20 protein-coding genes are annotated in these 26372 nt (G+C 65.1%); 8 read left to right on the top strand and 12 right to left on the bottom strand.

Going from position 1 to position 26372, the window contains the following annotated elements:
* Positions 1–26 precede the first annotated feature (26 nt).
* Positions 27–713, bottom strand: coding sequence for a zinc metallopeptidase (locus P5205_03270; protein HSA09370.1), 687 nt, complete (start codon positions 711–713; stop codon positions 27–29).
* A 161-nt stretch (positions 714–874) separates the two neighbouring features.
* Between P5205_03270 and P5205_03265 the strand changes: the two genes are divergently transcribed.
* Entirely contained in the window at positions 875–1786 is a 912-nt protein-coding gene (locus tag P5205_03265) for a LysR family transcriptional regulator (protein HSA09369.1), read from the top strand.
* A 61-nt stretch (positions 1787–1847) separates the two neighbouring features.
* On the opposite strand, the gene P5205_03260 is transcribed toward P5205_03265, so the two are convergent.
* The 8 genes from P5205_03260 to P5205_03225 all read right to left on the bottom strand — a co-directional run bounded on the left by P5205_03260 (position 1848) and on the right by P5205_03225 (position 10413).
* Positions 1848–2681 carry an SH3 domain-containing protein gene (locus tag P5205_03260; protein ID HSA09368.1) on the bottom strand — a complete coding sequence of 278 codons (834 nt, stop codon included), beginning with the start codon at positions 2679–2681 and terminating at the stop codon, positions 1848–1850.
* Complete coding sequence (locus tag P5205_03255; protein HSA09367.1) at positions 2678–4585, bottom strand: BatD family protein; 1908 nt, start codon at positions 4583–4585, stop codon at positions 2678–2680. Before P5205_03255 ends, P5205_03260 begins: the two co-directional genes overlap by 4 nt.
* A 12-nt stretch (positions 4586–4597) precedes the next feature.
* A complete protein-coding gene (locus P5205_03250; GenBank protein HSA09366.1) occupies positions 4598–5530 on the bottom strand; it encodes a hypothetical protein in 933 nt (310 codons plus the stop codon).
* A gap of 10 nt (positions 5531–5540) precedes the next feature.
* Positions 5541–6572, bottom strand: a complete 1032-nt coding sequence (locus P5205_03245) for a VWA domain-containing protein (GenBank protein HSA09365.1) — start codon at positions 6570–6572, stop codon at positions 5541–5543.
* Complete coding sequence (locus tag P5205_03240) at positions 6569–7609, bottom strand: VWA domain-containing protein (protein ID HSA09364.1); 1041 nt, start codon at positions 7607–7609, stop codon at positions 6569–6571. The genes P5205_03245 and P5205_03240 overlap by 4 nt, the downstream gene beginning before the upstream one ends.
* Before the next feature lie 58 nt (positions 7610–7667).
* Positions 7668–8357: a DUF4381 family protein gene (locus P5205_03235; GenBank protein HSA09363.1), complete on the bottom strand. Its 690-nt coding sequence runs from the start codon at positions 8355–8357 to the stop codon at positions 7668–7670.
* Between the two features lie 161 nt (positions 8358–8518).
* Entirely contained in the window at positions 8519–9436 is a 918-nt protein-coding gene (locus P5205_03230) for a DUF58 domain-containing protein (GenBank protein ID HSA09362.1), read from the bottom strand.
* Positions 9433–10413, bottom strand: coding sequence for a MoxR family ATPase (locus P5205_03225; GenBank protein ID HSA09361.1), 981 nt, complete (start codon positions 10411–10413; stop codon positions 9433–9435). Before P5205_03225 ends, P5205_03230 begins: the two co-directional genes overlap by 4 nt.
* Positions 10414–10766: 353 nt before the next feature.
* Between P5205_03225 and P5205_03220 the strand changes: the two genes are divergently transcribed.
* The 7 genes from P5205_03220 (at position 10767) to P5205_03190 (ending at position 17576) form a co-directional block, all read left to right on the top strand.
* Complete coding sequence (locus P5205_03220) at positions 10767–12056, top strand: acetylornithine transaminase (protein ID HSA09360.1); 1290 nt, start codon at positions 10767–10769, stop codon at positions 12054–12056.
* Positions 12057–12096: 40 nt separating this feature from the next.
* A complete protein-coding gene (gene argF, locus P5205_03215) occupies positions 12097–12993 on the top strand; it encodes an ornithine carbamoyltransferase (protein ID HSA09359.1) in 897 nt (298 codons plus the stop codon).
* A 126-nt stretch (positions 12994–13119) separates the two neighbouring features.
* Positions 13120–13638 carry a zinc ribbon domain-containing protein gene (locus P5205_03210; protein HSA09358.1) on the top strand — a complete coding sequence of 173 codons (519 nt, stop codon included), beginning with the start codon at positions 13120–13122 and terminating at the stop codon, positions 13636–13638.
* A gap of 36 nt (positions 13639–13674) precedes the next feature.
* Positions 13675–14133 carry an NUDIX domain-containing protein gene (locus P5205_03205; protein ID HSA09357.1) on the top strand — a complete coding sequence of 153 codons (459 nt, stop codon included), beginning with the start codon at positions 13675–13677 and terminating at the stop codon, positions 14131–14133.
* A 67-nt stretch (positions 14134–14200) separates the two neighbouring features.
* Complete coding sequence (locus tag P5205_03200) at positions 14201–15370, top strand: MFS transporter (GenBank protein HSA09356.1); 1170 nt, start codon at positions 14201–14203, stop codon at positions 15368–15370.
* Between the two features lie 97 nt (positions 15371–15467).
* Positions 15468–16238: an enoyl-ACP reductase gene (locus P5205_03195; protein ID HSA09355.1), complete on the top strand. Its 771-nt coding sequence runs from the start codon at positions 15468–15470 to the stop codon at positions 16236–16238.
* Positions 16239–16577: 339 nt separating this feature from the next.
* Positions 16578–17576, top strand: coding sequence for a hypothetical protein (locus P5205_03190; GenBank protein HSA09354.1), 999 nt, complete (start codon positions 16578–16580; stop codon positions 17574–17576).
* Here the strand turns inward: P5205_03190 and recD are convergent.
* From recD to recC, 3 genes are read right to left on the bottom strand one after another with little or no spacing between them, the layout of a single operon-like run.
* On the bottom strand, positions 17566–19398 hold the full coding sequence (gene recD, locus P5205_03185; GenBank protein HSA09353.1) for an exodeoxyribonuclease V subunit alpha: 1833 nt from the start codon (positions 19396–19398) through the stop codon (positions 17566–17568). The two genes, P5205_03190 and recD, sit on opposite strands and share 11 nt — an antisense overlap.
* Positions 19395–23000, bottom strand: a complete 3606-nt coding sequence (gene recB / locus P5205_03180) for an exodeoxyribonuclease V subunit beta (GenBank protein HSA09352.1) — start codon at positions 22998–23000, stop codon at positions 19395–19397. Before recB ends, recD begins: the two co-directional genes overlap by 4 nt.
* Complete coding sequence (recC, locus tag P5205_03175) at positions 22997–26245, bottom strand: exodeoxyribonuclease V subunit gamma (protein HSA09351.1); 3249 nt, start codon at positions 26243–26245, stop codon at positions 22997–22999. The genes recB and recC overlap by 4 nt, the downstream gene beginning before the upstream one ends.
* Positions 26246–26372 lie beyond the last annotated feature (127 nt).

The following is a 26372-nucleotide window of genomic DNA, read 5'->3' as shown; positions in this document are numbered from 1 at the left end:
ATGAGTTACACGCGTTCGCTGCTGCGCTAGTCTCTTCGGCCGGCCAGCAACGGCAGCAGGTGCCACAGGAAGTAAACCAGCGACGTGACGAACGCCGCCACATAGGTCCAGGCGGCTGCGTTCAGCACCTGGCTGACAGCGGCGGCCTCGCCGCCCGGCGCAATCATGTTCATCCGGCCCAGGACCGCCTTGGCCCGGCGCGACGCGTCGAATTCGACCGGCAGCGTCACCAGGTTGAACAGCATGATCACGCCCCAGGCCGTGGCCAGCAGCGCCGCTCCCACCATTGGCTGAATCAGCCCGGTGAAGATGCCCACCAGCGGCAGCCACATCACAACCTGGCTCGCGTAGCTGGTAATGCCCACCGCCGCCATCCGCCAATGCAGCGGGCGGTAGGCCTGCTGATGCTGAATCGCATGGCCGCACTCGTGCGCCGCCACGCCCAACGCCGCCGGCGAAGTGCCAAAGTAGTTCTGCGACGAGAGGACCAACCGCTTGTGCAACGGGTCATAGTGATCGCCCAGCATCTCGTCGTGATGGGTGATCTCCACATCGCGGATGCCCGCCTGGCGCAGGATCAGCTCCGCCGCCTCGCCGCCACTCAGGCCGGAGAGCACCGTTCCGCGGCTGTGCCGGTTATACACGCTTTTTACCCGGGCGGCCGCGAACAGCGACAGCGCCAAGGTCCCGATAAATACAATCCACAGTGTCATAGTTCGTTCATTCGTTCTCTTTGTCGCCGCCCGGGCGGGTCCCGCCCGGGACCGCCTGGCGGCGGCTGCTTTCATGGCGGCAACCTAGGCCGCGGGCCCGGCCCGCTCTAATACACAAATTCTCATTTACTCTTAGGTTTATCCGAATCATCATTCTGCCCATGGAATGGCTCAATTATCACCACCTCCGTTACTTCTATGTCACCGCCAGGGAAGGCGGCCTGAAGCGGGCCGCCGAGAAGCTTCATGTCTCCCAGCCCTCCATCTCCGAGCAGATCAAGGAGCTGGAGGCGTCTCTCGGCGAGCCCCTCTTCCGCCGCAGCGGCCGCTCCAACGTTCTCACGGATGCCGGCCAGATCGTCTTCCGCTATGCCGAAGAGATCTTCGGCCTCGGCGCCGAGCTCCTGCGCGCCGTCAAGCAGCGCCCCGGCCTCCAATCTCTCCGCTTTTACGTCGGCGTGTCCGATGCCATCCCCAAGCTGGTGGTCAACGACATCCTCAAACCCGTCCTCGCCCTGCCGCAGACCATTCACATCATCTGCCGCGAAGGCAAGCTGGAGGACCTCCTGGCGCAATTGGCCGCGCACCGTCTCGACATCGTGCTGGCCGACGAGCCCGCCTCCAGCAGCTTCAAGTTCAGAGCCTTCACTCAGCTGCTGGGTGAATCCGCCATCGTCTTCTGCGCCGCGCCGCGGCTGGCGGCCCGGCTCCGCCGCGGCTTTCCCGGTTCGCTCCACGATGCCCCCGCCCTCCTGCCCACCGAGAACACCGCCTTGCGCCGCTGCCTCGAGCGCTGGTTCCAGCAGCGGCAGATTCGGCCTCGCGTGGTGGCCGAGTTCGACGACGCCGCCCTGATGAAAGTGATGGCCGCCGACGAAAAAGGCTTCACCCCCATCCCCGCCGTCGTCGCCGACGAAGCCATCCATCGTTACCACCTCCGCAAGATCGGCGTCAGCCCGGAGTGCAAGGAGCAGTTCTACGCCATCACCGCCGAGAGAAGAATTATCCACCCGGCCGCCGTCGCTATCACCCGCAACGTTCAGAACCAGATGTCCCCGCGCAACGTAAAGTGACCGCCACGCGCCCTTAAGATCAGTTCCGCTAAACAGGGCGGGAGGCAGGCCCGGGTGACCTTCAACCGGTGCGAGTGCCGCGTCTCGGGCAGGTGAGGCGGAATTGCGCTTGCTCCAGCCAGCCGAGGGTGCGGTTGGTGCGAACGAGCATGTATTGGCCGCGAGCGCGTATTAAGCGGACCGGCTCGCCGGCGGCCAGGCGGGTCACGGCCTGGGCATCGCGGGTGGGCGTGAGGCGCAGGGGGGTGTCGCCTTGCTGCACGAAGCCGATGCGGGAGCGGGTGTGGACGCCAACCAGCGCGGGGACACTGAGCAGAAAGAGCATCAACCCCAAGGCGGCGACGGCCTGGTGCCAGGTCGCTTTGCGCCGCCGCAGGAGGCCGGGCAGCGTGGCCATGCCGATGGCCAGCCAGAGGCTCGCCCCCGCGATCCAGGCCCACCAATTCATCGGCAGCCAGGTGGAGACGACTTCATACCACCGCAATTCCGGTGCGTCGAGCTGGGCGGTTTTGCGGACGAACCGCAGATTCTGGCGGGCGGCTTGATTGAACGGATCGAGCCACAAGGCCTGCTCCCAGGCCACAATGGCCGCGCCGGTGTGCTGGAGCTGCCATTCGGCGTTGCCCAGGTTTTGCAGCGCGCCGGAGGCGGGTTGAATGCTGGTGGACAAGCGGAATGACTCGGCGGCATGCGCATAGTTGGCGGTGCGGTAAGCCTTCGCGCCGTCGCGGAACAGGGCGTCCGGCGAAACGGCGGAGACCAACGTCGGGAGGATGGCAAGCGCCAGAAGGCAGATGCCGAAGCGAGGAACTCCGACAGGCGAAGCCCGAAGGCCGGAATCCCGAGACCGGGCAGCGGCTGGCGTTGGGCGGTGGAAGAGCCGCAAGGGATTCATAGCCTGGCCTCCAACTGTTCGAGGACGCGCTCCAGGTCGGGCTGAAGGAGCAGAAGTTCGGGCGCGGGCGCGTTCGCCGCGCCGAAGCGGGAGGCGTCGGTCACGGCGAAGATGCGGCGAACCACCTCACCCGACCGGCCGGCGCGGTCGGCTTCGGGCAGGAGCGGCAGCACGTCGGCGCCGACCAGGGCGCGCGGTTCAGCCGGGTAATGCGGCGCGCAGGCAACGCGTATGGCGCTGACCGCGACCGCGGCGAAGCGGGGCGCATCCGCCGCGCGGGCTGCCCGCCGGAGCGCGCGCTGTTCACGGCGCAAGGCGCGCCGGGCGCGCCGACGCAGGAGGACGTCGGGATGCGCTTCCAGGTAACGGCGGCGGCGGTCCCAGTTCCACAGGCCCAGGAAGGCAACCGCCGGGGCGAGGGCGACGAGCGGAAACCACGCTTGCTGCTGCAACGGCACCAGGCTGGCCACCGACCGGCCGCGCGAAGCGGCCAGGCTGCTGAGGGTGAGTTCTTTCTCGGGTTTGCCTTCCGCGGCGCCGGCCTGGAGGAAGCTTGCGAAGTCGCCGGGCACGGCGCCAGGTTTGACCGCAACGGGAACGGACGGAATGGTGAGATTGGCATAGCGGCCGGCCTCGGGATCGTAGCAGGAAAATGGAATAGGAGGGGTGGCGCGCGCGGTTTCGGTGAGCGGAATGAGCGTGTAGTGGAAGGTGACGACCCCCTGGAACGCGCCAGGCCGAGCGGACGGCCCAACCGGGATTGGCGAGCCGGGCGGGGGCGAACCGACAGGTTGCGCCAGCGCGAAGTCGGCGGCCGCAAAGACATGCCAGTCGCGCGCTTTGGGCGGGGGAGGCGGAACGATGCGGGCCAGCGGGGCGCCGCTGCGATTGGTGACGGCGACGGTCAGTTTCACGGGATCGCCGACGCGCAGGACGTTGGCGGCCAGCGCAGGCGGGCCCACGGCGAAGCTGCCAATGGCACCGGTGAAGCCGGGCAGTTCCCCTTCGCGCGGGAGGGGCCGCACCTCCAAATGGACGGGATCGGATTCGAGGAGATTGTAATGGGGCGGACCGCCCGGAATGACGGCGGGACCGGTGATGATAAATGGCCCGCCAAACTGGTTGCCGGCCGTGAATCCCTGCGCGAAGAGAGTCAGCTTGCCCGTGGTCAGCGGCGTGAGAGTTGTTTCGTAGATGAAGGTCGGCACGGCGGCCCCGTCGCGGTGCGTCATTTCGATGCGCTGACGAGCCGTGCCCACGTCAACCAGGAACCCCTGCCCGGTTAACTGGGGTTGGACCAGGCCCTGCACGACGTTCCCGCGGGCCGGCGGCAACGTCACGCGCGCCAGGACAGCCTGGCCGACGATGAGGTTGGTGACGGGCAGGTCGAGTTGGAGGCGCTGCGCCGGGGGCAATGAGGGCGGGGTCGCGGACGCAACCTCGAGGCGTGCCGCCGGCACCGTCACAGGTTTGCCGTCCACCTTGACCACAAATGCGGGCACGGTGAACGAGCCGACACTGGAGGGGCGGACGCGCGTATTGAAGGCGGTGCGCGGCTCCATGTTGGTCGGGCTCACCTGCAGGACTTGGCTGCGAGCGCCGGGGCGCAGCTCCAGTTGGGGCGGCGCGGTAATTTGGGCGGGCCACTCGATTGATTCCTCGAGGGCATTGAACATGACCCGCAGGAATGCTTCCTCACCCGGACGAACGATTGGGGGATCGAAGACGGCCGCGGCGCGGGTCACGGCAGGAATCGTCAGCTTGGGCTGGGAGATCATCAGCGACATGAGCGGGTCGCGCGCCGGAGCGGCCGGCGGCGGCTGGGCGGAAAGGCAGAGGGTGGTCGCCAGGAGCAGCCACGCGATCAAGGCCGAGGTACTGAAGTTCTGGCAAGGGGAAGACATGCGGCGCCGGAATCACCAGGGGGGCCGCGAACGATCCCGTGGTTCAGTGGTGGGACCTTGTCCCATCGGCAGGCGCCGCTCGGAGTCGAGCCGGTATGCTTCGAGGAGCCAGCCGGCTTGTTCCGGCGAGAGGTGGGTTTCCTGGCCGTCTTTGGAGGGGGCCTCCTGCTCTCCCGGCTTGTTACCCGGCAGTTCCTCGTCGTCCTCCTCCTCGTCGTCGCCCGCGCCGGGAGGCATATCGGGCGCGGGGATGCGCCCTTTGAGCTTTTTCAAGTCGTCGCCCAGCTGCTCGCCCTGGTCGCACATCCCGTTGGCGCACTGCTGCATTTCCTGGATGCTGTCCACGAGCTTGGCGATGCAGCGGTCCAGAACATCCGCGTTGTGCCGGGCGTCGGCGTCGGCGCGGTTCAGTTCCAGGGCGCTTCTGAAATCGTCCGCGGAGCGCTCCCACCGGGCCAGCACCGCGCCATACAATTTCAAGGCCCGCCGCACGGCCTGAGTCGCGGCCTTGAGCTCCTTGCGCGCTCCCCTGCCGCGGAGGTAGGCGGCGACCATTCGCTGCACGTCATTGCTGGCCAGCGCGTCCTCCGCCTCGCGGATGGCGTTGCCAGCCCGCTGGCTCGCGGCCCGGCCGCGGTCCAGGGTTGGCCGGGCCGGCGGCCCCTTTTTCAATTCCTCGACTCCCTGCCCGAACCGGACGAGGCCGAGGTTATAGAGCGCGGGCGGCTGGAGATGCTGTTGCTGGCTGGCAAGAGCGGCTTCGAGGGAAGCTTCCGCCTCGCGCAATTTACCGGCGTGAAGCTGCCGGGTGCCAGTGTTGAAGACCTCGCGCGGGGAGGACGGCGGGGCGGAGTCGGAAGTGGCGCCGGTGCCCAGGGCAAGCAGGCAGGCCCCGAGCCCGAAAACCGCGGTCCGAAGGCCGAAAGTTGTTATCAACGGTCTCATAGCAAACCAGTCAGGAGGCAATGTCGCGCAGGCGGCGGCGGGTGCCAATCAAAGATTCCGCCACCAACAGGACCAGCACACCGGCGACCGGCCAGTGAAAACGGTCCACGCCAAACTTGCGCGCGGGGGCCCCGGCGGAGCCCGAGTTCATCGTCTCGACCGCGAGCCGGACTTTGGCCAGCCCCTCGCCCAGCGGGCCGAGGGGGTGATAGGCGCCGCGAGTGGCCTGCGCGATGCCGCGCAGCGTCGCCTCGTCCAGCCGGCTGCGAACGATTTGGCCGCGGCTGTCGCGCTGCGTCTCGGGCTTGCCTTGCTCGTTGAGGAACTGAATCTCGCCGCCCGCCGCCGTGCCGACGCCAATCGTGAAGATGACCACGCCGTTGGTCGCCAGCGATTGGGCCTGGCGGATGCCGCTGTGTTCGAGGTCTTCACCGTCGGTGAGCAATACGAAGAGCCTGGTGCGCCGGTTTTTGTCCACGGCGCGGCTGGCTTCGTCGAGGGCGCGGCCGATGTCGGTGCCGGGGATGGGTATAGTCCTGTCATCCACCGCCATGAGCGCCTCCTGGAAGGCGCCGTAGTCGAACGTGAGGGGGCATTGGAGGAAGGCCTGGCCGGCGAAGGCAACCAGCCCGACCCGACCGTGCCAGCGGCGCTGGACGTAGTCGAGGATGGCGAGCTTGGCGCGCTGCAGGCGGCTGGGCGTCACGTCGCTGGCGAGCATGCTGCGGGAGCAATCCAGCAGAAAGAGGGTGTCCTGGCCGTAGAGACGGCTGACCTCGGCCTGCTCGCCCAGTTGCGGTCGTGCCAGGGCGAGCCCGATTCCGGCCACCGCCAGGAGCAGGAGCAGGTTTTTGACGGCGCGGCGGGCGCGGCTGTGGGAGCGCGTCAGCTCTTCAATAAACTCGGGGGCGGCGAGCTGCGCGAGTTGCTTCCGGCGCGCCCAGGCGGAGTAACGCTGCAAGGCGGCCAGCAGCAGCGGGGCCAGCAGGGCCAGCCAGAGCCAGGCCGGTTCGGCGAAATGGGGGTTGCCCAGGTCTATCATGGCACCCTCCGGAGGCGCGTGTTCGCCAGGATCAGTTCCAGAGCCAGCAGCCCGAAGGCGGCCAGCAGGGGCCACTGGTACAACGGCCGATAAGTGGTGAAGCGGCGGAGCTTGATCTCGGTCTTCTCCAGGCGGTCAATCTCGTTGTAGATGCGTTGCAGCTCGCGGCGGTTAGTGGCGCGGTAGGACTTGGCACGGGACAGCGCGGACATTTTGCCAAGCACGGTGTAATTAGCCGGCTGCAAGCTCATCCCCGGCCTGAGGTTGCCGTTGGCGTCGAACTCCAGCTTGCCGGTCGAAGGATCGAACAGGAACAAGGTGCAGGGCTGCTCGATGCCAATGCCGATGGTGTAAACCTTCACGCCCAGCGCGGCGGCCAGCTGGGCGGCCGGGACGGGATCAATGTCGCCCTTGTTGTTATCGCCATCAGTCAACAGGATTATGATGCGGCTTTTGCTGTCCTTGAGGGCTTTGAGGCGCTTGGCGCCGGCGGCGGCGGCATCGCCGATGGCGGTGCCGAGGTCGCGGATGAGGCCGACGTGGAGGCGGCGGAGGTTCTCGATGAGCCAGTCGTGATTGAGCGTGAGCGGGCTGGCCAGGTACGGCACGGCGGAGAAGACGATCAGCCCGAGCCGGTCGTTGGGGCGCTTGCGGATGAAGTCCTCGAGCACCTGGGCGGCGATGTCGAAGCGTGAGACGCGCTCATTCGGCCCGCTCATGTCCAGCGCCATCATGGACCAGGACAGGTCCAGCACGAGCATGATGTCCACGCCGCTGGCCTCGGTCTCGGTGTGGTCGTTGGCAAAGCGGGGCCCGGCCAGCGCCACGATGCACAAGGCGACCGTGAGGAGCCGCAGGAAGAGCAACAGGCGGCCGGAGGCGGCCCGGGCGGCGGCGCCGGCAGCGCGGGCAATGTCGGCGCTGGGAAAGCGCAGTGCCGCCAGCTTGCCGATGCGCCCGCGCAGAAAGGCGTAGATCGGCAGCAAGGCCAAAAGCCCCAGCAGCCAGGGATACTGGAACTCCAGGTTGCCGGTCATTTACGGAAGTCCACCCCCCGAAAGCCGGGCGCTGCAGGCCGCGATAGGCTCAGGGAGATCATATCTGTGCGCCCGTCGCGGACGGGGTGGCGGCAAGGTTGGGGTTGGGTGGGGCAGTTGCCCGGGCCGTGGCGATGCGCCGGATCTGGGCCTGGTCAATGAGTTTGAGCGCCTCCAGCACCGCGTCGAACGGCGCGGCGGGCGCGGGCGGAGGGGAAAACTTGCGCTGGTCGCACTGGCGGAGGAACTCACCGAGCGCGGCGGAGAGTTCGGGGCCGACCTGGCCGTTCCCGGCGACAGCGCGGCAAAACTCGGCCGTCGTCAACTCTCCGGCCGGGAGGTTGAATGCCGCGGCGACGTAATGGCGCAGGATGTGCGAAACCCGGCTCAAGAGCAGGCCGTCTTCCGGCTGCTGGCTCAGCGGCTCGAGCGCCCGGCGGGCCGCGACGTCCGGTGGCACGGCTTCCGGCGGCCTGGGCCGGAGCATCAGCCAAACGGCGGCGCCAACCAGGGCCAGCAGGGCTATTCCGGCCAGGATCACCCAAAGGCCGTATCGCTCCTGAAAGCTGGGCGGAATCTCGGCATGCGGCGGGCGCAGGGCGGGGATGTCCTCCAGTTCGGCCGTGTTGGTAACATCACCACGCACGGCACCTTCGACCCGAACTTCGGAAGGGGGGACCACTTTCGAGGCGGTGGTGTTGGTAACGACGGCCAATAGCGGTTGGACGCCGAGCAGCCAAAGGCTCAAGGGTAAAACCCGAAGGCCGAAGGCCGAAATCCGAAGGCTGAATGAGGACCCAGCACGAGGCATGTGTGCCTCGGCGGCTGGGGTTGGCAATGACGGCATTCCGCCGGCGCTCAGGATCTCGCTGTCCGGCCTTCGGATTTCGGCCTTCGGATTTCGGCCTTTCATCCTCTCCTCCTGCCGCGGCGGGTTTCGAAGAAGGATTGCAGCGTCTGCGCGAAGGATTCGGCGGTGCTGAAGCGCAACGTGTCCACCCCGGCGCGGCGCAGGGCGCGATCCAGTTCCGCGAGGCGCTCGGCGTTGGTCTCGGCAAACTTCGCGCGCACGACGGCGCGGCCGGAGTCCACTTCGAGCAACTCCCCGGTCTCGGCGTCTTCGACGGTGAGCAAACCCGCGGAAGGCAGGCTGCTTTCGCGCGGGTCATGCAGGTGCACGCACACCAGGTCGTGGCGGGCGTTGGTGAGGCCGATTTCCTGGACGGTGTCGCGGCCGGAGCCCGGCTGGGTGACCGTTGGGCCGAAGCTGTGGAGGAAGTCGGTGAGGAGGAAGACGATCGAGCGCCGGTGCAGGATGCGGTTCAGGAACGCCAGCGCGGCGGGGATGTTGGTGCCGCTATGCTTCGGCTGGAAGCCGAGCATCTCGCGGATGAGCCGCAGGATGTGGCGCCGTCCTTTGCGCGGCGGCAGGAACAGTTCCACCTGGTCGGTGAACAGCAGCAGGGCCACTTTGTCGCTGCTGCGGGTGGCCGAGATTGCCAGCGTGCCGGCAATTTCGGCCGCGAACTGGCGTTTGGTGCGGCGCAGGGAGCCGAACGCGGACGAGGCCGAGACATCCACGGCCAGCACCATGGCCAGCTCCCGCTCCTCGCGGTAGCGCTTGACGAAGGGACGCCCCATCCGGAAGGTGACATTCCAGTCAATGTCGCGGACCTCGTCGCCGGGGATATACTCGCGCAGTTCCTCGAAGTCCATGCCCCGGCCTTTGAAATGGCTGAGGTAGGCTCCCACCATGGTGTCGTTGACCAGGCGGTTGGTGCGCACCTCCACGCGGCGAACGCTTTCGAGCAGCTCAGAAATGGTCACGGCACCGGCACGGCGTTGAAGATCTTTTTGATGATAGCATCTGTGGTCACCGCTTGCGCCTCGGCCTCGTAGGTGAGGATTATCCGGTGCCGCAATACATCGGGGCCGATGCTTTTGACGTCCTCGGGGGTGACATACGCCCGGCCCTGCAACAGCGCCCAGGCCTTGGCGGCCAGCGTGAGGTAGATGGTTGCTCGCGGCGAGGCGCCAAACTGGATGAAATGCTTCAGGTCCAGCTTGTATTGCTCCGGTTTGCGGGTTGCGAACACAATGTGCACCACGTAATCCCGCACCTTTTCGTCCACGTGAATCTGGTCCACCAGCTTGCGTGTCCGGAGGATTTCCTCCAGGGGGATGACCGGCTGGACCTGCGTTTCGGGCGCGGTGAAGGCCATGCGGTCGAGGATTTTCCGTTCCTCCGCGAAGGAGGGGTAGTCGAGCAGCACTTTGAACATGAAGCGGTCCACCTGCGCTTCGGGCAAGGGGTAGGTGCCTTCCTGGTCAATCGGGTTCTCGGTGGCCAGCACGAGGAAGGGTAGCGGCAGCGGCATTGTCTCGCCGCCGAGCGTCACCTGCCGTTCTTGCATCGTTTCGAGCAGGGCGGATTGCACCTTGGCGGGCGCGCGGTTGATTTCGTCGGCCAGGACGAAATTGGCAAACACGGGGCCTTTGGTGGCGTGGTATTTGCCGTCCTGGGGGCTATAGATGAGCGTGCCGACGATATCGGCGGGGAGCAGGTCGGGGGTGAACTGGATGCGATGGAAGGAGGCGTGAACGGCTGCCGCGAGCGTGCGCACCGACATGGTCTTGGCCAGGCCCGGCACGCCTTCCAGCAGGACATGCCCGTTGGCCAGCACGCCGACCAGCAACCGGTCCACCAGTTGCTCCTGGCCAACGATGACCCGGGCGATCTCTTCGCGCAGCCTGCGAATCCAGCCGGCTGTCGCCTGCACCTGCTCGTTCAACGGTGTGCTCATGATTCGACCAATCTAGGCAAGCGGGTGCGGTGACTCAAGCTATCTGCCAGAAATCGTCTCCGCGGCACAAGAAGCGCCTGCGGGCGCCCCGTTGGGCCTGCCGAGATGCTATTTGGTCAAAATGGCATATAAGTGCAATAAGGACAGTGGGTTATGCCAAAAGCCCCCGTTCCAGGTGTCAAGGCTGTATCCACGGTGTGGATACGGTGTGGATACGGCGCGTATATGGTGTGTATCCCTTGGTATGCCTGGCCCCGACTGAAGGCACCGGCGGCCACAAGCGACCGGGTATTTGGCTTTCCTCACCACGGACTCCTGTTAACAATCTCCCTAATCCGTTAGACGCGCAGACTATGAAAGATATTGTTCCGTCGCCGCCACCGGTTGTCCGCAACGACGCCGCAGCCGTGCAGGCCCTTTTTCAACAGAATGTCGTGCCCAGCTATGGTCGTTTCGACATCGTGCTCAGCCACGGCTCGGGCAGCTACCTTTGCGACATCACGGGGCGGCGATACCTGGATTTGGGCGGCGGCATTGCCGTGAGTTCGCTGGGCCATGCGCACCCGGCGATCACGGAAGCATTGGTCGAGCAATCGCGCAAGGTGATCCACACGTCGAATTTCTATTACCACGAGCCGCAGGGCCGGCTGGCGCAGGCGCTGGTTGGGCTCATTGGCCCCGGCAAGTGCTTCTTCTGCAACAGCGGCGTGGAGGCCGATGAAGGCTTGTTCAAGCTGGCGCGCAAGTTCGGCCACGACGAAGGGCGCTTCGAGGTCCTCACCACAGTGAATTCCTTCCACGGACGGACGCTGGCTGGCATTGCCGCGACCGGCCAGGAGAAGGTCAAGAAGGGCTTTGAACCGATGGTGCCGGGCTTCCGGCAGGTGCCCTACAACGACCTGGAGGCCATGCGCGCGGCCCTTTCGCCCGCCACGGCGGCCATCATGATCGAAGGCATCCAGGGGGAAGGAGGCGTGCTGGCGGCCGCACCGGACTACCTGCTGGGGTTGAGGCGGCTGTGCGATGAGAAGAAGCTGCTGCTGCTCATGGACAGCGTGCAGTGCGGTCATTTCCGCAGCGGGCGCTTCCAGAGCTTCCAGCGCATCCTGGAGGGCGTGCCGGGGGGCGGCGGTTTTCTGCCGGACGGCATCTCGATGGCAAAGTCGCTGGGCGGCGGTTTTCCGATCGGCGCATTCTGGGTGAGGGCGCCCTACGCCGATTTGCTGGGCGCGGGCTCGCACGGCACAACGTATGGCGGTTCGCCGCTGGCCTGCGCCGTCGCCCTGAAGATTCTCGAGGTGATTCAGCGCGAGAAGCTGGCCGACAACGCACGGCAGGTTGGCGCTTTGCTGAAGGCCGGCCTGCAGCGACTGGCCGGCAAGTATCCCACCGTCATCCAGGCCGTGCGCGGGCTTGGCTTGATGCTTGGGATGGAGCTGGCACCCGCCCTGCCGAAGCTGCCCGGCGACCCGGCCAAGAACCCGTCCGCCCGGTTCGCCAACCTGCTGCATGCGTCCGGACTGCTGGCAATTCCCGCCGGAAGCCGGGTCCTGCGTTTCCTGCCTCCGCTGAATCTGAAGCCCGCCGAGGCCGAGGACGGCTTAAAGATACTTGAGTCGGTGGTCGCTGGTTTGGCAGACTAGCCAGCTTCCGGCCAGGTTCGACACCTGGCCGGCATTGAACATGAAGCATCTGTTGAGCATTGAGAAACTGGCCGAGCCGGACATGAATGCCATTCTGGCTGAGGCGGTGACGTTGAAGAAGGAACGGGGGCGGCACACCAGATTGCCGTTGGCCGGGCAAACCTGGGCAATGGTTTTCACCAAGTCCTCCACGCGCACCCGTCTCTCGTTCGAGGTCGGCATCCGCGAGTTGGGCGGGCAGGTGATCTTTCTGCCGTCCAACGAGATCCACCTTGGCCGCGGCGAACCGATCAAGGACACCGCGCGGGTCATGGGGCGGATGGTGCACGGCGCTGTCTTCCGGACTTTTGCCCAGAACGACGTCGAGGAATTCGCCCAGTACGCGGGCATTCCGACCATCAATGCTCTGACGGACCACGAGCACCCGTGCCAGATTCTGGCGGACATCTTCACCTATCAGGAGAAGCGGGGGGCAATCCGGGGCAAGACAGTTGCCTTCATTGGCGACGGTGCGGGGAATATGGCCACGTCGTATGTCTTTGCTGCCGGCAAGGCCGGCTTCGAGTTGCGCATTGCCGCTCCGAAAGCGTTCCAGCCCGCGGCGGGACTCATCAAACGGGCGGGCGGCGGGATCGTGCTCACGGATGACGTCCGAGCCGCGGCCGCAGGGGCGGATCTGCTCTATACGGACGTCTGGGTTTCGATGGGACGCGAAAAGGAGTCTGTCGAGCGCAACCAGCAGATGGGCGGCTACCAGCTTAACGCCGAGGTTGTCCGGCTGGCCAAGCCCGGCGCGCTCGTAATGCATTGTCTGCCCGCCTATCGCGGGAAGGAAATAGACGAGGAGACCTTCGAAGCCAACGCGCAGACCATTTTCGACCAGGCAGAGAATCGCCTCCACGTTCAGAAGGCGATCCTAAGCTGGCTGGTCAGCTAGCACTGGAGGGCCTGGGACGGCTGTGGGCGCCTGAGTCCACCGCGGGCTGCGCGAGGGGAACCGATTCCCACTTTCCGTCCTGCTGCCCTTCTGCTAATATTTTCCTGACGAGTTTACCAGCACACTATGCCAATTTACGAATATGCCTGCCCGAAGTGCCGGGTGATATTTAACTTCCTCTCGAAGCGGATCAATCCCGACCGCTCGCCGGTCTGCCCCAAGTGCGGCAACAAGAAGCTGTTGAAGCAGATGAGCCGTTTTGCCACCTCGCGCGGTCTCAAGGAACCGTCGGCTAAGAAGGAGCCTGAGGCCGGCGAGCCGCCGATGCCCGATTTCGAAGATCCGCGGATGGAGCGCGCCATGATGGAGATGGAGCGCGATATGGAGCATCTGGATGAGAACAATCCCAGGCACATGGCCCACATGATGCGCAAGATGAAGGACCTCATGCCGCCTGGCACTATGCCCAAAGAGCTCGAGGTCGCCATCAAGCGCCTCGAAGCCGGCGAAGACCCGGAGAAGATCGAGGCGGATATGGGCGATGTGCTCGGCGATTTCATGGGCGGAGAAGACGAAGAAGGCGGCATGGGTGGCCCCGGCGGGATGGGGGGTTACTCGCACGATAGCGGGCTGTATGACTACTGAAGCCCACCGGCGGCTGATGGCTGGTGATTAGCCCGCATGGCTCACATCCACGAGAGAATTGACTTCACCGTCGCCATCTTCGTTATTCACCGGGGCAAGGTGCTGCTCGTTCACCACCGCAACTTGAACAAGTGGCTGCCTTTGGGCGGACATGTGGAGCTGGACGAAGACCCGGAGATCGCCGCGCTGCGTGAGGCCAGGGAGGAGAGCGGGCTGGAAGTCGAGTTGGTGGGGGAACGCCCCCCGACGACCGAGCCGGGCACTCGCGCGTTGATCGCCCCGCGCTTTCTGGACATCCATCGCATCACGGACACCCACCAGCACATCGGCATGATCTACTGGGCGCGGCTCAGGAACGGCACGCTGACGCTGTCGGCCTCCGAACATCACGATATCCGCTGGTGCGCCGCCGCCGACCTCGAGCAGCTCCAGCCTCCGATGACTAACGCGGTCAAGTGGTATTGCCGCGCGGCGCTGGAAGGGGTTGAGGGTTGAAAGTGGAGGGGGGCAGACCCCGAAAGCACCCCACACCACACGCACCAAACACCGAGCCATAGCTTCCATGTTCCCTCGTCGCCTCAAAGCCGGCTGCTTCGTCCTCGAAGGACTCAACTCCTTCGCCACCGTTTACTACTTCTACTATTTCTACTTCTTCATGCAGACGGAGTTCGGCTACGGCAACCGGGCCAACCTGTTGCTGGCCGCCCTCAACGGCGGCGTCTATGCCCTCATGGCCTGGCTGGGGGGCATGTTCGCCCAGCGCTTTGGCTACTTCACCGCCCTGAAGCTCGGCTTCGGCATCATGATTGCCGCCCTGGCGGTCGGCAGCCAGCTTCATTCCGCCGCCGGCCACATCATGATCATGGCCCTGGCGGTGGTCGGCATGTGTTTCACCTGGCCCACCCTCGAAGCGCTCGTCAGCGAGGGCGAAAGCCGCGCCGGCGTCCAGCGCATGGTGGGCATCTACAATGTGATGTGGTCCGGCACGGCCGCCGTTTCCTACTTCATCGGCGGCGCCGTGTTCGAGGTGCTCGGCCCCCGCAGCCTTTTCTATCTCCCCGCGGCCATCGTGCTCGTGCAGTTCTGCCTTACCTTCTGGCTGGAAGCCAAGGCCGGGCTGGCGCCGCACTCGCCCGCCGAGCGCTCTGCACCCGCGACCCCGCCGCTCGTATCAGCCACCAGGACCAAGGTGTTCCTGCAACTCGCGTGGCTGGCCAACCCCTTTGCCTACATCGCCATTAACACGCTCATCGCCGTGATGCCCGGCGTCGCGGGCCGCCTGGACCTCTCAACGACCGCCGCCGGTTTCTGCTGTTCGCTCTGGTGCTTTTCACGGGTGGCGTCGTTCTTCGTGCTGTGGCACTGGGCGGGCTGGCATTACCGCTTCCGCTGGCTGGCGGCTTCCTACGTGACGATGATCGTCACCTTCGCCGTCATCGTCATGGCGCCGAACCTTGCGGTTGTCATCCTGGCCCAGCTCATCTTTGGTGTGGTCGCCGGTCTGATTTACTACTCCTCGCTTTTCTACTCCATGGACCTGGGCGACACCAAAGGCGAGCACGGCGGCATTCACGAAGCGGCCATAGGCCTGGGCAACTTCGCCGGCCCGGCGGTCGGCGCGGCCTCGCTTTATTTCCTGCCCCAATATACACACAGCGGCGCGCTGGCTGTGAGCGGCCTCCTGCTGCTGGGGCTGGGCGGCCTGCTGGCCGTTTGGCGAAGAGGGACGTGAGGTCCGCCGCCAAAAGCCCTTGCCAGTCGGCCCGGCTTGGCCTACTGGTTTCTCCACCGACTTAACCCGATTAACTCGACAACTTATTTGACCAAGTATGGGCCTACTGGCTGGTAAACATGGAATCGTCTTCGGCGTGGCCAACAAACGTTCCATTGCCTGGGCCATCGCCCAGGCCTGGCACAGCGCGGGGGCGAAGCTCGCGTTCACCTACCAGGGCGAGCGGCTGAAGGAGAACGTCGCGGAACTGGCGGGAGCGTTCGGCGCGGACACTCTCATCCTGCCCTGCGACGTGACCCGCGACGAGGAAGTCGCCAGCGTGTTCAAGGCGGTGGGCGATAAGTTCGGGAAGCTGCACTTGCTGCTGCATTCGGTGGCCTTCGCCCCCAAGGACGCCCTTGAAGGCGAGTTCGTCAACACCAGCCGGGAGGCCTTCCGCATCGCGCACGATGTGAGCGCCTATTCGCTGGTGGCGCTGGCGCGCGCCGCCGCGCCGCTGATGACCGACGGCGGCAGCATCATCGGCATGAGCTATTACGGGGCCGAGAAGGTCGTGCCGCACTACAACGTGATGGGCGTGGCCAAGGCCTCGCTCGAAGCCAGCACCCGTTACCTCGCCTACGACCTGGGCCCGAAGAAGATCCGCGTCAACTGCATCAGCGCCGGCCCCGTGAACACGCTGGCCGCGCGCGGCATTGGCGGCTTCACCGAGATGCTCAAGCATTACGAGGCCCACTCTCCACTCCAGCGCAACGTCCTGCCCGAGGAACTGGGCGCGACCGGCCTATTCCTTGCCAGCGACGGCGCCGCAGCAATCACCGGGCAAGTGATTTACGTGGATTGCGGCTACCAGATCATGGGGATGTAGGCCGCGGACGCCTCCACCGGGGGTGGCGCGTGAGTGGGGGGAAGGTGTGCCAGACAGGCTGGCCATCTATGACCTCAACCCGGACCACTTCGCGCCATGTGCGCAGCGGGTCGCCCAAAAAGCCGGGCGTGAGGTTGCCAACCTTCGTGGGGTAGCCGGAGAGTCCGCGGTGACCCTTGCAATCGATTTGGATATAGTCCGGCTTCACCTGGTCGATGATGGAGTTGATCATGTCAGGCGTGGTATTCTTCCCTCTCACCGCAATCTTCTCGACAATCGGCAACGGGCGCGAAATGCTCCGAGCCCACCATGACGGAAACCAGACGATTGAATGACTGGATGGCAGCTGCCTACTGTTCCTTCCCGCTGATTAGCCTATTGTCCGCCAACGTTCTCGCCGCCGAAAACACGGCCGGAACAAAGGCCAGTGTTCCCACTCAGGTCTCTCGAATCGGAGGCGTGGGCTGGTTCGAGCGCAAAGGCGAGTATCTGAAGGATTATTACGTGTTCAAGGAAGGGAAGACTTTCCACTTGTACTACAACGTGGGCGACGCCGGAGCCACCCAGGATTGGCAGGAACCAGCGAACGAAAAGGCCTTCGGGCATGCGACCTCGCCCGATCTTTGGGAATGGGAGCATCATCCCCGCATACTGCAGGTGCGCTCCAACACCTGGGAAGGGCAGGTGGTGTCAGCGCCTTCCATCGTGAAGCACTCCGGGTTGTTCTACATGGTTTACACCGGGTTCGACAATCGCGCGCTCGGGAAACAGAGCATCGGGCTTGCAACCAGCAGGAATCTGTTCGACTGGGTGCGTCACTCGGCTAATCCGATCAGCACCGCGCCGGAATGGGTGCTGCACCACCCAAACGGCTGGGTGGATTGGCGCGACGCCCACATCATCCGTTACAAGAAGGAATTCCTCCTGTTCATCATGACGACCACCCGGGAGGGCAAAGGGGCGATCGCCCTGCTGAGTTCGCCGGATGCGGTGACCTGGAAAGACCTCGGCCCGGCCGTGATCACATTCAGCCAACCAGAAAGCCCGCGCGTCTTCGAACACCGCGGCACCTATTACCTTTTTGCCAGCAGCAGCCTCGGCCGCAAGCTTTACAAAACCCGTGATCCCAAGTCTAAGAACTGGGAAGCCCTGGACTTTAACTGGCCGGCCCCCGGCTTGTGGAGCGGTTGGGAAGTAGTCGAGCACAAAAGGGGGCTGGTCTTCTCGGCGTTCGAATGGAAACCCCACGGCAACTACATCCAATTCTGGAATGTGAAGTGGGACCGGGACCGTCCGATCGTGAACTATGGGCGGGGCAAGTTTACCACTACTTTCTGAGGGCGTCGCGGAGTCCGGAGGTGCGGCGGACCTGGCGCGCGAGAGCGGCGCAGAGGACCGCCTCGGCATACCATAGCTCCACACCTTTCCGGGCGCGGGTGATGCCGGTGTAGAGGAGCTCGCGGCTCAGGACGGGGCTGTCGCGGTCGGGCAGGACGAGCAGGACGCGGTCGAACTCCGAGCCTTGGCTTTTGTGCACGGTCAGCGCGTAAGCGGTTTCATGCTCCGGCAAGCGGAGCGGGAGGAACTTGCGCACGGTGTTGTCCGGCCCGGCGAAGAAGGCCCGCGGCTCGCCGCTCCCGCCCTCGGGCAGGATCAGGCCGATGTCGCCGTTGAAGAGCTTGAGGTTGTAGTCATTGCGCGTGATCATGATGGGCCTGCAGTCATACCAGGGATCCTGTCGGCTGATCAGTCCTTCCTCTTCCACAATGTCCTCCGTCATCTCGTTCAGACTGGCGACTCCAAACGGGCCTTCGCGCAAGGCGCACAGGATGCGGAACTGCGCCAGCGCCGCCAATGCCTGGAGTGGATCGGAGGCTTTCAGAAATGCGCTGAAACCGGCTATCACTTGCTGCCGCAGAGCCTCCTTCAACGCCGCGCGGCAAGGGAGCGCCACCCCGACAAGGTCGCCCTCCCTGCTGCCCTGGCAGTCGCGAAGAACTCGCCAGACCTCCTCGGCCTGCCCGGCGTTGATGGCACTGCTTAGCCGATAGATCCCGCTTTGCTCGCCGAAGCGGTAGTTCCGCTGGAGTTGGACGACGCAGTCGCCCAAAGTGTGATTGGCGGGGAGGGCGAGCGACCCCGCAGACCCAGATTTCTCAGGTAATCCACCAGCATCAGGATTCACAGGAACGGCCGCGGAGCATATATCGCCCAAAACCGCCCCCGCCTCGACCGAAGACAACTGATCCTTGTCTCCCAGGAGTATCACGCGGGCTGAGGGGGATATGGCGTCGAAGAGCTTGGCCATGAGGGCCAGGTCCACCATGCTGGCTTCGTCCACTGCGACCACGTCATAGGGCAGCAGGTTGTCGGCGTTGTATCGAAATTGAGTCGAGTCAGGGACGTATCCCAGCAAACGGTGGATGGTCGTGGCGCGCTCGGGCAGTTGGGCTTTGATCGTGTCGCCGCAGGGCAGCTTTTCTTTGACTCGCTGGATAGAGTCCTGGATGCGAGCCGCAGCCTTTCCGGTCGGCGCAGTGACGGCGATGCGCAATTTGCGGGAGCGGTCCAGTTCCAGCAGCAACGCAAGGATCAGCACCAGCGTGTGAGTCTTGCCCGTGCCCGGCCCGCCGGAGATGACACAGAACTTCCGTCGCACCGCGGCCATCGCGGCAACCGCCTGCCAGTTAACGCCTCCCCCGGGTTCGGGTGGAAACAGCGCCTGGAGCTTCTGCTTGAATGCGGCTGGGTCTGGTCCATCCGATTGTTCGATTGCGCGAGCCCGGATTGCCTTGGCGAGGCTCTGTTCATAGTTCCAGTAGCGGTGCAGGTAGAGCCGGTGGCGGTCATCCAGTATCAGTGGCCGAAATTCGCCTGGCACCCCGACCACCTCGGAGGCCCCGAGGTCTTTCAGCCAGTCCTTGAGGTGCGGAAGCTGGATCGGGATGACGCCCGCAGTCGGCTTGTCCGGAAAGACCTTTCCTGCAAGGCCCGCCAGATCCAGGCAGATATGCCCTTCACCCCGTTGCCGGCTCGCCAGCGCTGCCGCCAAGGCCAGCATCGGCTGAGCCCGGCCATGCTGTGCCTCGATGAAGGCCGCGAAGTGGCGGTCCACATCGCTAAAGGCCGCGCTGCCCAGCAATTGGCGGATAATCCTCATGCCGTCGATCCTCCCGCGCCGCTGGTCAGCAGACCATTGAGTTTTCGGACGAAGGACTCCTTCAATCGGTCCCGGTGGATACCGAAGCCAGGCCGGGCCGGGTCAATGCCGCGCAGGAACAGGTAATACACGCCACCAAAGTGCTTCTCGTAACTATACCCCGGCAGCCGCAAGCGGAGATACCGATCCAAGGCAGCGGTGTAGAGCTGATATTGGAAGCAATAATGCCGGCGGCGCACTTCGTCAGCCAAAGCGGCCGCCGCGTAATCTTCGACCCGGTTGCCCAAGTGGTTAGACTTCCAGTCCAGCACGTAGAACCGGCCCCCGAACTCGAACACCAGGTCAATGAACCCCTTGAGCATCCCGCGAACGGGGGTGAAGGAGAAGCCCTCCGGCTCGATGCCGGGATCCTTCGCCCCGGCGAACCGGTGTTCCCGGAGCAGGGGCCGGAGTGTCTCCGGCGAAATCCTGCCGAGCGGGCAGTGGAACTCGAGTTCCTGAAGGCGCTGCCCGGTAGAGAGCTTCGCCAGGGTCAGGCCAGCAACCTTCTCATCCAGCGGGACGGTCAGCACCCGGCCCAACATCTCAACAATGATGTCGGAGAATTCAGCTGCGGGCAGGCCGTGCGCCTGGAGTTGGTCGCGCACAAGCTCATGCGTGGCCGGCTGGTTCCATTGAGTGAAATCAAGCTGCTCCAGAATCTTGTGCAGGCAGGTGCCAGGCTTGGCGCCGCCGGGGAAGGCGAAGATGCCGGAGGCAATGGACTCCGGACGCCCCGGCGGGCCGTCCCTGCCCTGGGCGCCGAGCTCGTCGTGGTCGGGCCTTTCTTCGTCTTGATTGGCCGTGAGCGAAGTGAAGCTGCTGATGCGCCAGTCGCGAGCAATGGCGCCAGTGAATTTGCGGCATGTCAGCGCCGGGGCGGTTGAGACCGGAGCGGCAAGCGGCGTCTCCGCTGGTTCGGGCAGGTCCTGCACCTCGATGGCAGGGCCATCCTCCGGGCCTACCGACTGGTCCACCCGCTGGCGCAGGTCAGCCAGGAGCTGCTCGTCGCTCAGATTCTTATAGTGCTGCTCCTGAGCCGAGACCACGTTGGGTTGGTTGGTGGGGGGCGGATGCAACAGGCGGACCGGGGCGGAAGTGCCGGCGCCGTTGAAGGCGCCCCAGACGAAGTAACAGCGGTGCCGGGCGCGCGTCAGCGCCACATAGAGCAGACGCACATTCTCCGCCAGCCGCTCGACCAGGGCCGACTGCCGATGGGCGTCGTACTCGGGACTGTCCAGGTCGCGCGTGAGTCTTCCATCCCCCTGCTCGTGGTAGAGGACCTGGTCTTCGCCATGGTGTTCGATGTCCTTGTCTTTCCAGGAGAAGGGGCAGAAGACCACGTTGTATTCCAGCCCTTTGCTCTTGTGGATGGTGACCAGCCTCACCGCCCGCTCGTCGGTCTCGAGCCGGAGCTGGTGTTCCTCACTGGCCTGGTCCTTAACCTCCCGCTGCTCGGCGATCCACTTGAGCAGGCCGGCGACGCCGAGCCGGCGCTCGAGGCTGGCCTGGTGAAGCACTTCCGCCAGGTGCAGCAGGTTGGTGAGCCGGCGCTCGCCGTTGGGGAAGGCCAGCAAGCGGGGCCGGACCTGTTCCCGCTGCATGAAACTGCGGAACATCTGGATGAAGCCCCGGCGGAGCCAGAGATCGAGGTAACCGCGGAAGCGCTCCAGAATGTCCTGCCATTGGGCCTCTTGCCTGACGAGGGTCTCGAGCTGCGCGCCGGTGTAACCCAGCAGGTCGGTCCCGAGCGCCACCAGCAACTCCGATTCCCGCGTCGGGTTGGCTATGGCGGCCAGCACACGTTGCATTTCCGCCACCTCGCGCGACGCAAAGAGGCTGGCGGTGGTGTGCAGCACGCTGGGGATCTTGAGCCGGCCCAGCGCCTGCTGCAGCAATTCCGCCTGGCGGTTGGTTGGCACCAGCACAGCGATGTCCTGAGGCAACAGGTCCCGGTCTCCCACCCGTGCCGGGCCGTTGAGCAACGCGACGATCTCTGAGGCGACTACTGCCGGCAACCTCACCTTGGCTGTCTCCATGGTGATCGGCTTCTCGTCCCGCCGGCAAAACCAGAACCGCAGGGCCGGCTGCCGCTCGCCGTCCACCTTCAGCGGGTGCTTGTCCGCCTCGCCCCTGGCCTCGACGGCGTGGAAGCCGATGTCGTCGAACACGAACGGCTGTGGGGACTCGCCGAACACGGTGTTGACGGCGCGGACCAGGCCCGACTCCGAGCGCCAGTTCTCTTTGAGGGTATAGGTCTGGCTGGCCTGCCGGCTGGCCTCGAGGTAAGTAAAGATGTCCGCTCCCCGGAATCCGTAGATGGCCTGCTTGGGGTCGCCGATCAGGAAGAGCTGATGCTCCGGCGTGGCAAACACGCGCCGGAAGATCTCATACTGCAAGGGGTCGGTGTCCTGGAACTCGTCAATGAGCGCCGCCGCGTATTGGCTGCGCAGAATCGTTGCCAGGCGCTGCCCGTGCTCGCCCGCCAACGCCCGGTGCACGTTCCGGAGCAGGTCATCATAGAACTGTATCTTGAGCTCGTCCTTCCGCTGCGGCAGCTCCTGTTCGACATAGCGGAACGCGCCGAGCCTCAAGGCGATCACATAACGCTTCTCCGCCGCTGCCAGTTGCTCGCACTGGTCAAAGAAGCGATGCTCCGGGGCGACCGCGCCTTTGACCTTCCGGGACACATTCCCGGCAATTGCGGACTTGCGGAACCGCAGCAAGGCGTCCAATGCCGCCACCGGAAACCCCGGCGCGCCCAGGCAATGCTCGATCTGGCGGAACGCGTCCGCCATCGCCCGTTCCTTGTTGTAAGGCTGGTTCGCCCACCTGGCCCCGCTGCCAAAATGGCTGCGGATGGCATCCTTCTCTTTGCGCCAGGTTTCCCGCAGGGAGCTGAAGACCCCTTCCAGCTCCGCGGCCACCGCAGCCGGGGTTAGTGCCTCCGGATCCGGGAGCAGCTTGAGAGCCGGATGGGGCAGGCATTCCCGGACCAGCGGCAGCAGCGCTTCAGGGCTCAGCTTGTTCTTCAGGGCAAAGAGCACCGGGAGCCGGTCCGCGCGATAGAATTGCTTGCGCCAATAATCTTCCACGAGCTGTCGCAGCAACGGCACGGGATCCGTGACCAATTCCGTGTCAAAGAGACTGCCGGTCTCGAACGCCCGGTCTTTGAGCACCCGCTGGCAGAAGCCGTGGATGGTGTAGATGGGCGCCTCGTCGAAGCCATCGAGCGCCGTCGTCAGCCGAGCAGCCAGGTTTTTGGCCTGGGCCGCATGCTGTTGGAGCAGCGCTTTCAGGAAAGCGTCCTCGCTGGCGCCGGTCATGAATGCCTCGCGCGCCCTGGCCAGGAGCTGGCGAACGCGGTTTCGCAATTCTTCGGTGGCCGCCACCGTGTAGGTCACCACGAGAATCTGGTTCACGGACAGGTCCCGCTCCAGGATCAGCCGCAGGAACAGGCCGGCGATGGTGAACGTCTTGCCCGTGCCCGCGCTGGCCTCAATGAGGCTTGTGCCCGCGCGCAGCTCCGTCTCCGCCAGCCGGAACACTGGTGGCGCCTTCACGACTTCGCCTCCTTCAGCCCGCCCAGCAGCGGCCCGAACACCACCAGCGCCGTTTCCTCAAACTCCTCGTCCAGCGGGTCCACGTTATGGAAGCATAGATCAAAGTAGGGGTCATCGGACTCAGGCGGCGCCGTAGAGAAATCGTTGCCTTCCCAACTCCTCCGCGCGACTGCCAGCGGATCGCGCTTCGACGCGGCCTCGGCATAAGCCAGGGCTGTCTGCGGGAAGAACTTGAGCGGCTGCCTCAGTCCCCGCCAGTAGAGTCTCAACAGCTCCAACAAGACCTCCGGTGCATTCGCCGGTGGCGAGGCGGTCAGCGTGTCGTCGCTGCCAACCAAAACGGCACCCGACCCCGCCCCCCCGGTCGCGGCGGCATTCAACACCAAATGCTCGACCCACAGCCGCAGCCGGTCCTTGGCCTTCAAGCCGGCGCACCGGTAATGCAGCAGGCCGCTGGCGGTCACCCGACGGATTTCCCCTGTCAGGTGGAACTCCCCCAGCCGGCAATCCACCGGCACGGGCGCGCGGTAGCCCTCGCCCAGGTGCGGGCGCAGGCGCTCCAGAAACTCCTCGGCGGCGGCCTGCAGCCCGTTGAAATTCAGCGCCCCGGCTTCGCCCAGCGGCAGGCGCCCCGCCGCCTTCATCAGCCGCAGGGCTTCCCGGGTCGCCTCGCCTTTCAGCGCCCGCTCGACCAGTTCCTGCCGGATGCTGTAGTTCTCCAGTGAACCCACCTCGAACGGCTCCACTTCCTCGAGTGCCTCCTCCTTTCCCTCCAGCCGCATCCCCAGCCGGCGCGTCAACAACCACTTCGCCGGGTTGCAGAAGAACCCCGCCAGCGCTGACACCTCCACTTCGCGCCATTCGACGCCGGGCTCGCTCAGCGGAGTGTCGAGGAACGACGGCGGCACGACCCGGGCCGCCTGGCCGCGCTGGCCGGCCTGGCGGTTCTCCATCGAATAGCTGAACAGCCTTTTGTCCTGGCCCGTGAAATACGCCGGACTGAAAGCCTGCAGCCGGTGCCGCACCAGCACGTGGTCTTTTAGAATGTCGCGGCCGGGTACTTCGTAGGCCTGCGCGACGTAATCCAGCAATTCGCTTACCAGCACCGACGGCGGCACTTCGCTGTTGTCGCGGATGGACTGGCCGACATAGCTGATGTGCAGCCGCCTCCGCGCCGAGAGCAACGTCTCCAGGAACAGATACCGATCGTCATCCCGCAACGAGCGATCGCCCGGGCGCGGCTTTTGCGCCATCAGGTCAAAGCTCAGGCGCCGGTCGGCGCGGGGGAAGTCGCCGTCATTCATCCCGATCAGGCAGATCACCTTGAACGGAATGCTGCGCATTGGTTTAAGGGCGCAGAAAGTAACGCCGCCGGTAATGAAGCCCGACCCGAACTGGTCTTCTCCCAGCTTCTGGTTGAGCGATTCGAGCATCACCGCCAGGTCCACCGGTTCCACATGCCCCGCTTCAGCCGCCTGCTTCGCCAACTGGCGCAGCGTCGAGCGGATGAACAGCACGTCGGGAAGCGACGCGTCTTCTGGCTGGAAGAACGTCTCCAGCGCCGCCAGTAAGACCTCCTCCCACTGCCCGATGGTTCGCCGCTCCTTGAGCTGCGCCACGAGGTCAAACAGGCGCTTCAAGTACTCCGCCAGGTGACCGAGCACCTCCGCCCGGCCGCCTTCCACGCCATCGAATGGCAGCACCTCGCCGAACATCTGTTCCCCCTTGCCGGCCATGGCGTAGCCCGCGAATAGCCGGTCCATCCCCTGCTGCCAGGTGTTCTCCGGCAAGCCGGGCAGGCCCAGGCTCTCTCGCTGGCGCGCGTCCTGGCCCCAGCGGATATTGGTCCGGCATACCCAGTCCCGGACGATGTCCAGGTCCGGCTCAGACAGGCCAAACCTCGCCCGCACGGGGCCGGCCTCCAAAATGCGCAGGACGCGGGAGGTCTCCAACCGCGTCATGGGAAGGCTCAGCAGACCCAGAAACGCCTGCGCGACCTGGCTGGACGAGCGCAGCCCGCGGTCGGCCACGCTGAACGGAATCCCCGGGTTCTTCTCCCCAGGCCAGTCGAACACCGCCTGAATAAACGGCGCGTAGGTCTCGATATCCGGCGTCATGACCAGCACGTCCCGGGGTCTCAGCGTCCGGTCGTGCTCAAACCAGTCGAGCAGATGATCGTAAAGCACCTCCACTTCGCGCAGCGGGCTGTGACAGGCATGCACCCGCAACGAAGCGTCCGTTTCGCTGATGGCGAGCCGGGGACAATCATCACGGCCCCTGTCGCGCAGGTGGAAAATATCGGCCTGGATGTTCTGCAAGAGGTTCTCCTCCGGCGGATCGGAGAACAAAGTCTGCTCGTCCCAATCCGCGGCGTCCAACACCAGGTTCAGGAAGTCCCGGCCCAGCGTGCCGAGGGACGCCAGCAGGCGGTTGCCCGCTTCCAGGTGCAGCGCCCCGGCAGCATCCTGCCGGGCTGCCTTGCGCATCCGCTCCGATTCGCGCGCATTAACGATCAGGCCCCAATACTCCCTGGAAGGCTGGAGCAGGAACAAGTGCAGGTCAACGCGCGCCCCCAGCTCGCAGAAGACGTGCAAATAGGACGGCGGCAGGGCCGAGATGCCAAAGATGCACACGCGCTCCGGCACCGCCCGCGCTTCGAATTCGGCCCGGGCCACCTGCTCCTTGAACTTCCCCAGCAACGCGGCCAAATGCGCCACGGGCCGCTCCTGCTGCAACCGCCGCCAAAGCGCCGCCTGCCAAAGCTCGTCGGGATTCGGCGCGGAGTCTGTGCCGCTCAAACGCCCCTGGTCCCACGCGAGCACCAGCTCGGGGCGAAACACGAGGTATTGGTCAAACAGGTTGGCGATCTGCGACGCCAACTGGAAACGCTTCCGAGTATCAGTCCGATCCGCCAGGTAGTGCTTCAGCGCTTTGAACTCCGGCCGCTTCAACATCTCCGGCAGCAGCCGCATGATGTCCCAGAGCATCACCTCGCGATCGAGCAGTACCCGCTCGCCTGGATTGGCCGCCAGAACATCCGCGCAGAATGCCTTGGGGAACGGAAACTGGTAGTTCGCGCAAATGCCGTGCCTGGCCGCCAGCTCGAGCTTCAGCCAGCGGGCCATGCCCTGGCTCTGCACCACGACCATCTCCGGCCGCAGCGGCGAGCGCAGCGGTGTCCGGGCGACCTCCGCCAGTTGCTCCACCAACGCCTCCAGGCGATGACTGGTATACAGCCTTAACATGACCGATTCGGGTCCTGCGAGAGTGCCGCCGGAACCCGAGCCGGTCAAGGACCTCCGCTCCAACCCGCGGCATTCTGAGCCGCTCCAGCGGCCACCCAGCCGCATAAGTGGCGATTCAGCCCCCCTC

Source organism: Candidatus Paceibacterota bacterium (genome assembly GCA_035452965.1).
GTDB lineage: Bacteria > Verrucomicrobiota > Verrucomicrobiia > Limisphaerales > UBA8199 > UBA8199.
This window is presented reverse-complemented; position numbering and strand designations above follow the sequence as displayed.

Bases quoted from the DNA above. Each gene is read 5' to 3' on its own strand.
- P5205_03255 (HSA09367.1), bottom strand. From the start codon at position 4,585: ATGTCTTCCCCTTGCCAGAACTTCAGTACCTCGGCCTTGATCGCGTGG.
- P5205_03225 (HSA09361.1), bottom strand. From the start codon at position 10,413: ATGAGCACACCGTTGAACGAGCAGGTGCAGGCGACAGCCGGCTGGATT.
- P5205_03260 (HSA09368.1), bottom strand. From the start codon at position 2,681: ATGAATCCCTTGCGGCTCTTCCACCGCCCAACGCCAGCCGCTGCCCGG.
- recD (HSA09353.1), bottom strand. From the start codon at position 19,398: ATGAGGATTATCCGCCAATTGCTGGGCAGCGCGGCCTTTAGCGATGTG.
- P5205_03200 (HSA09356.1), top strand. From the start codon at position 14,201: ATGTTCCCTCGTCGCCTCAAAGCCGGCTGCTTCGTCCTCGAAGGACTC.
- P5205_03190 (HSA09354.1), top strand. From the start codon at position 16,578: ATGGCAGCTGCCTACTGTTCCTTCCCGCTGATTAGCCTATTGTCCGCC.
- P5205_03220 (HSA09360.1), top strand. From the start codon at position 10,767: ATGAAAGATATTGTTCCGTCGCCGCCACCGGTTGTCCGCAACGACGCC.
- P5205_03265 (HSA09369.1), top strand. From the start codon at position 875: ATGGAATGGCTCAATTATCACCACCTCCGTTACTTCTATGTCACCGCC.
- P5205_03250 (HSA09366.1), bottom strand. From the start codon at position 5,530: ATGAGACCGTTGATAACAACTTTCGGCCTTCGGACCGCGGTTTTCGGG.
- recC (HSA09351.1), bottom strand. From the start codon at position 26,245: ATGTTAAGGCTGTATACCAGTCATCGCCTGGAGGCGTTGGTGGAGCAA.
- P5205_03210 (HSA09358.1), top strand. From the start codon at position 13,120: ATGCCAATTTACGAATATGCCTGCCCGAAGTGCCGGGTGATATTTAAC.
- argF (HSA09359.1), top strand. From the start codon at position 12,097: ATGAAGCATCTGTTGAGCATTGAGAAACTGGCCGAGCCGGACATGAAT.
- P5205_03205 (HSA09357.1), top strand. From the start codon at position 13,675: ATGGCTCACATCCACGAGAGAATTGACTTCACCGTCGCCATCTTCGTT.
- P5205_03195 (HSA09355.1), top strand. From the start codon at position 15,468: ATGGGCCTACTGGCTGGTAAACATGGAATCGTCTTCGGCGTGGCCAAC.
- P5205_03270 (HSA09370.1), bottom strand. From the start codon at position 713: ATGACACTGTGGATTGTATTTATCGGGACCTTGGCGCTGTCGCTGTTC.
- P5205_03245 (HSA09365.1), bottom strand. From the start codon at position 6,572: ATGATAGACCTGGGCAACCCCCATTTCGCCGAACCGGCCTGGCTCTGG.
- P5205_03240 (HSA09364.1), bottom strand. From the start codon at position 7,609: ATGACCGGCAACCTGGAGTTCCAGTATCCCTGGCTGCTGGGGCTTTTG.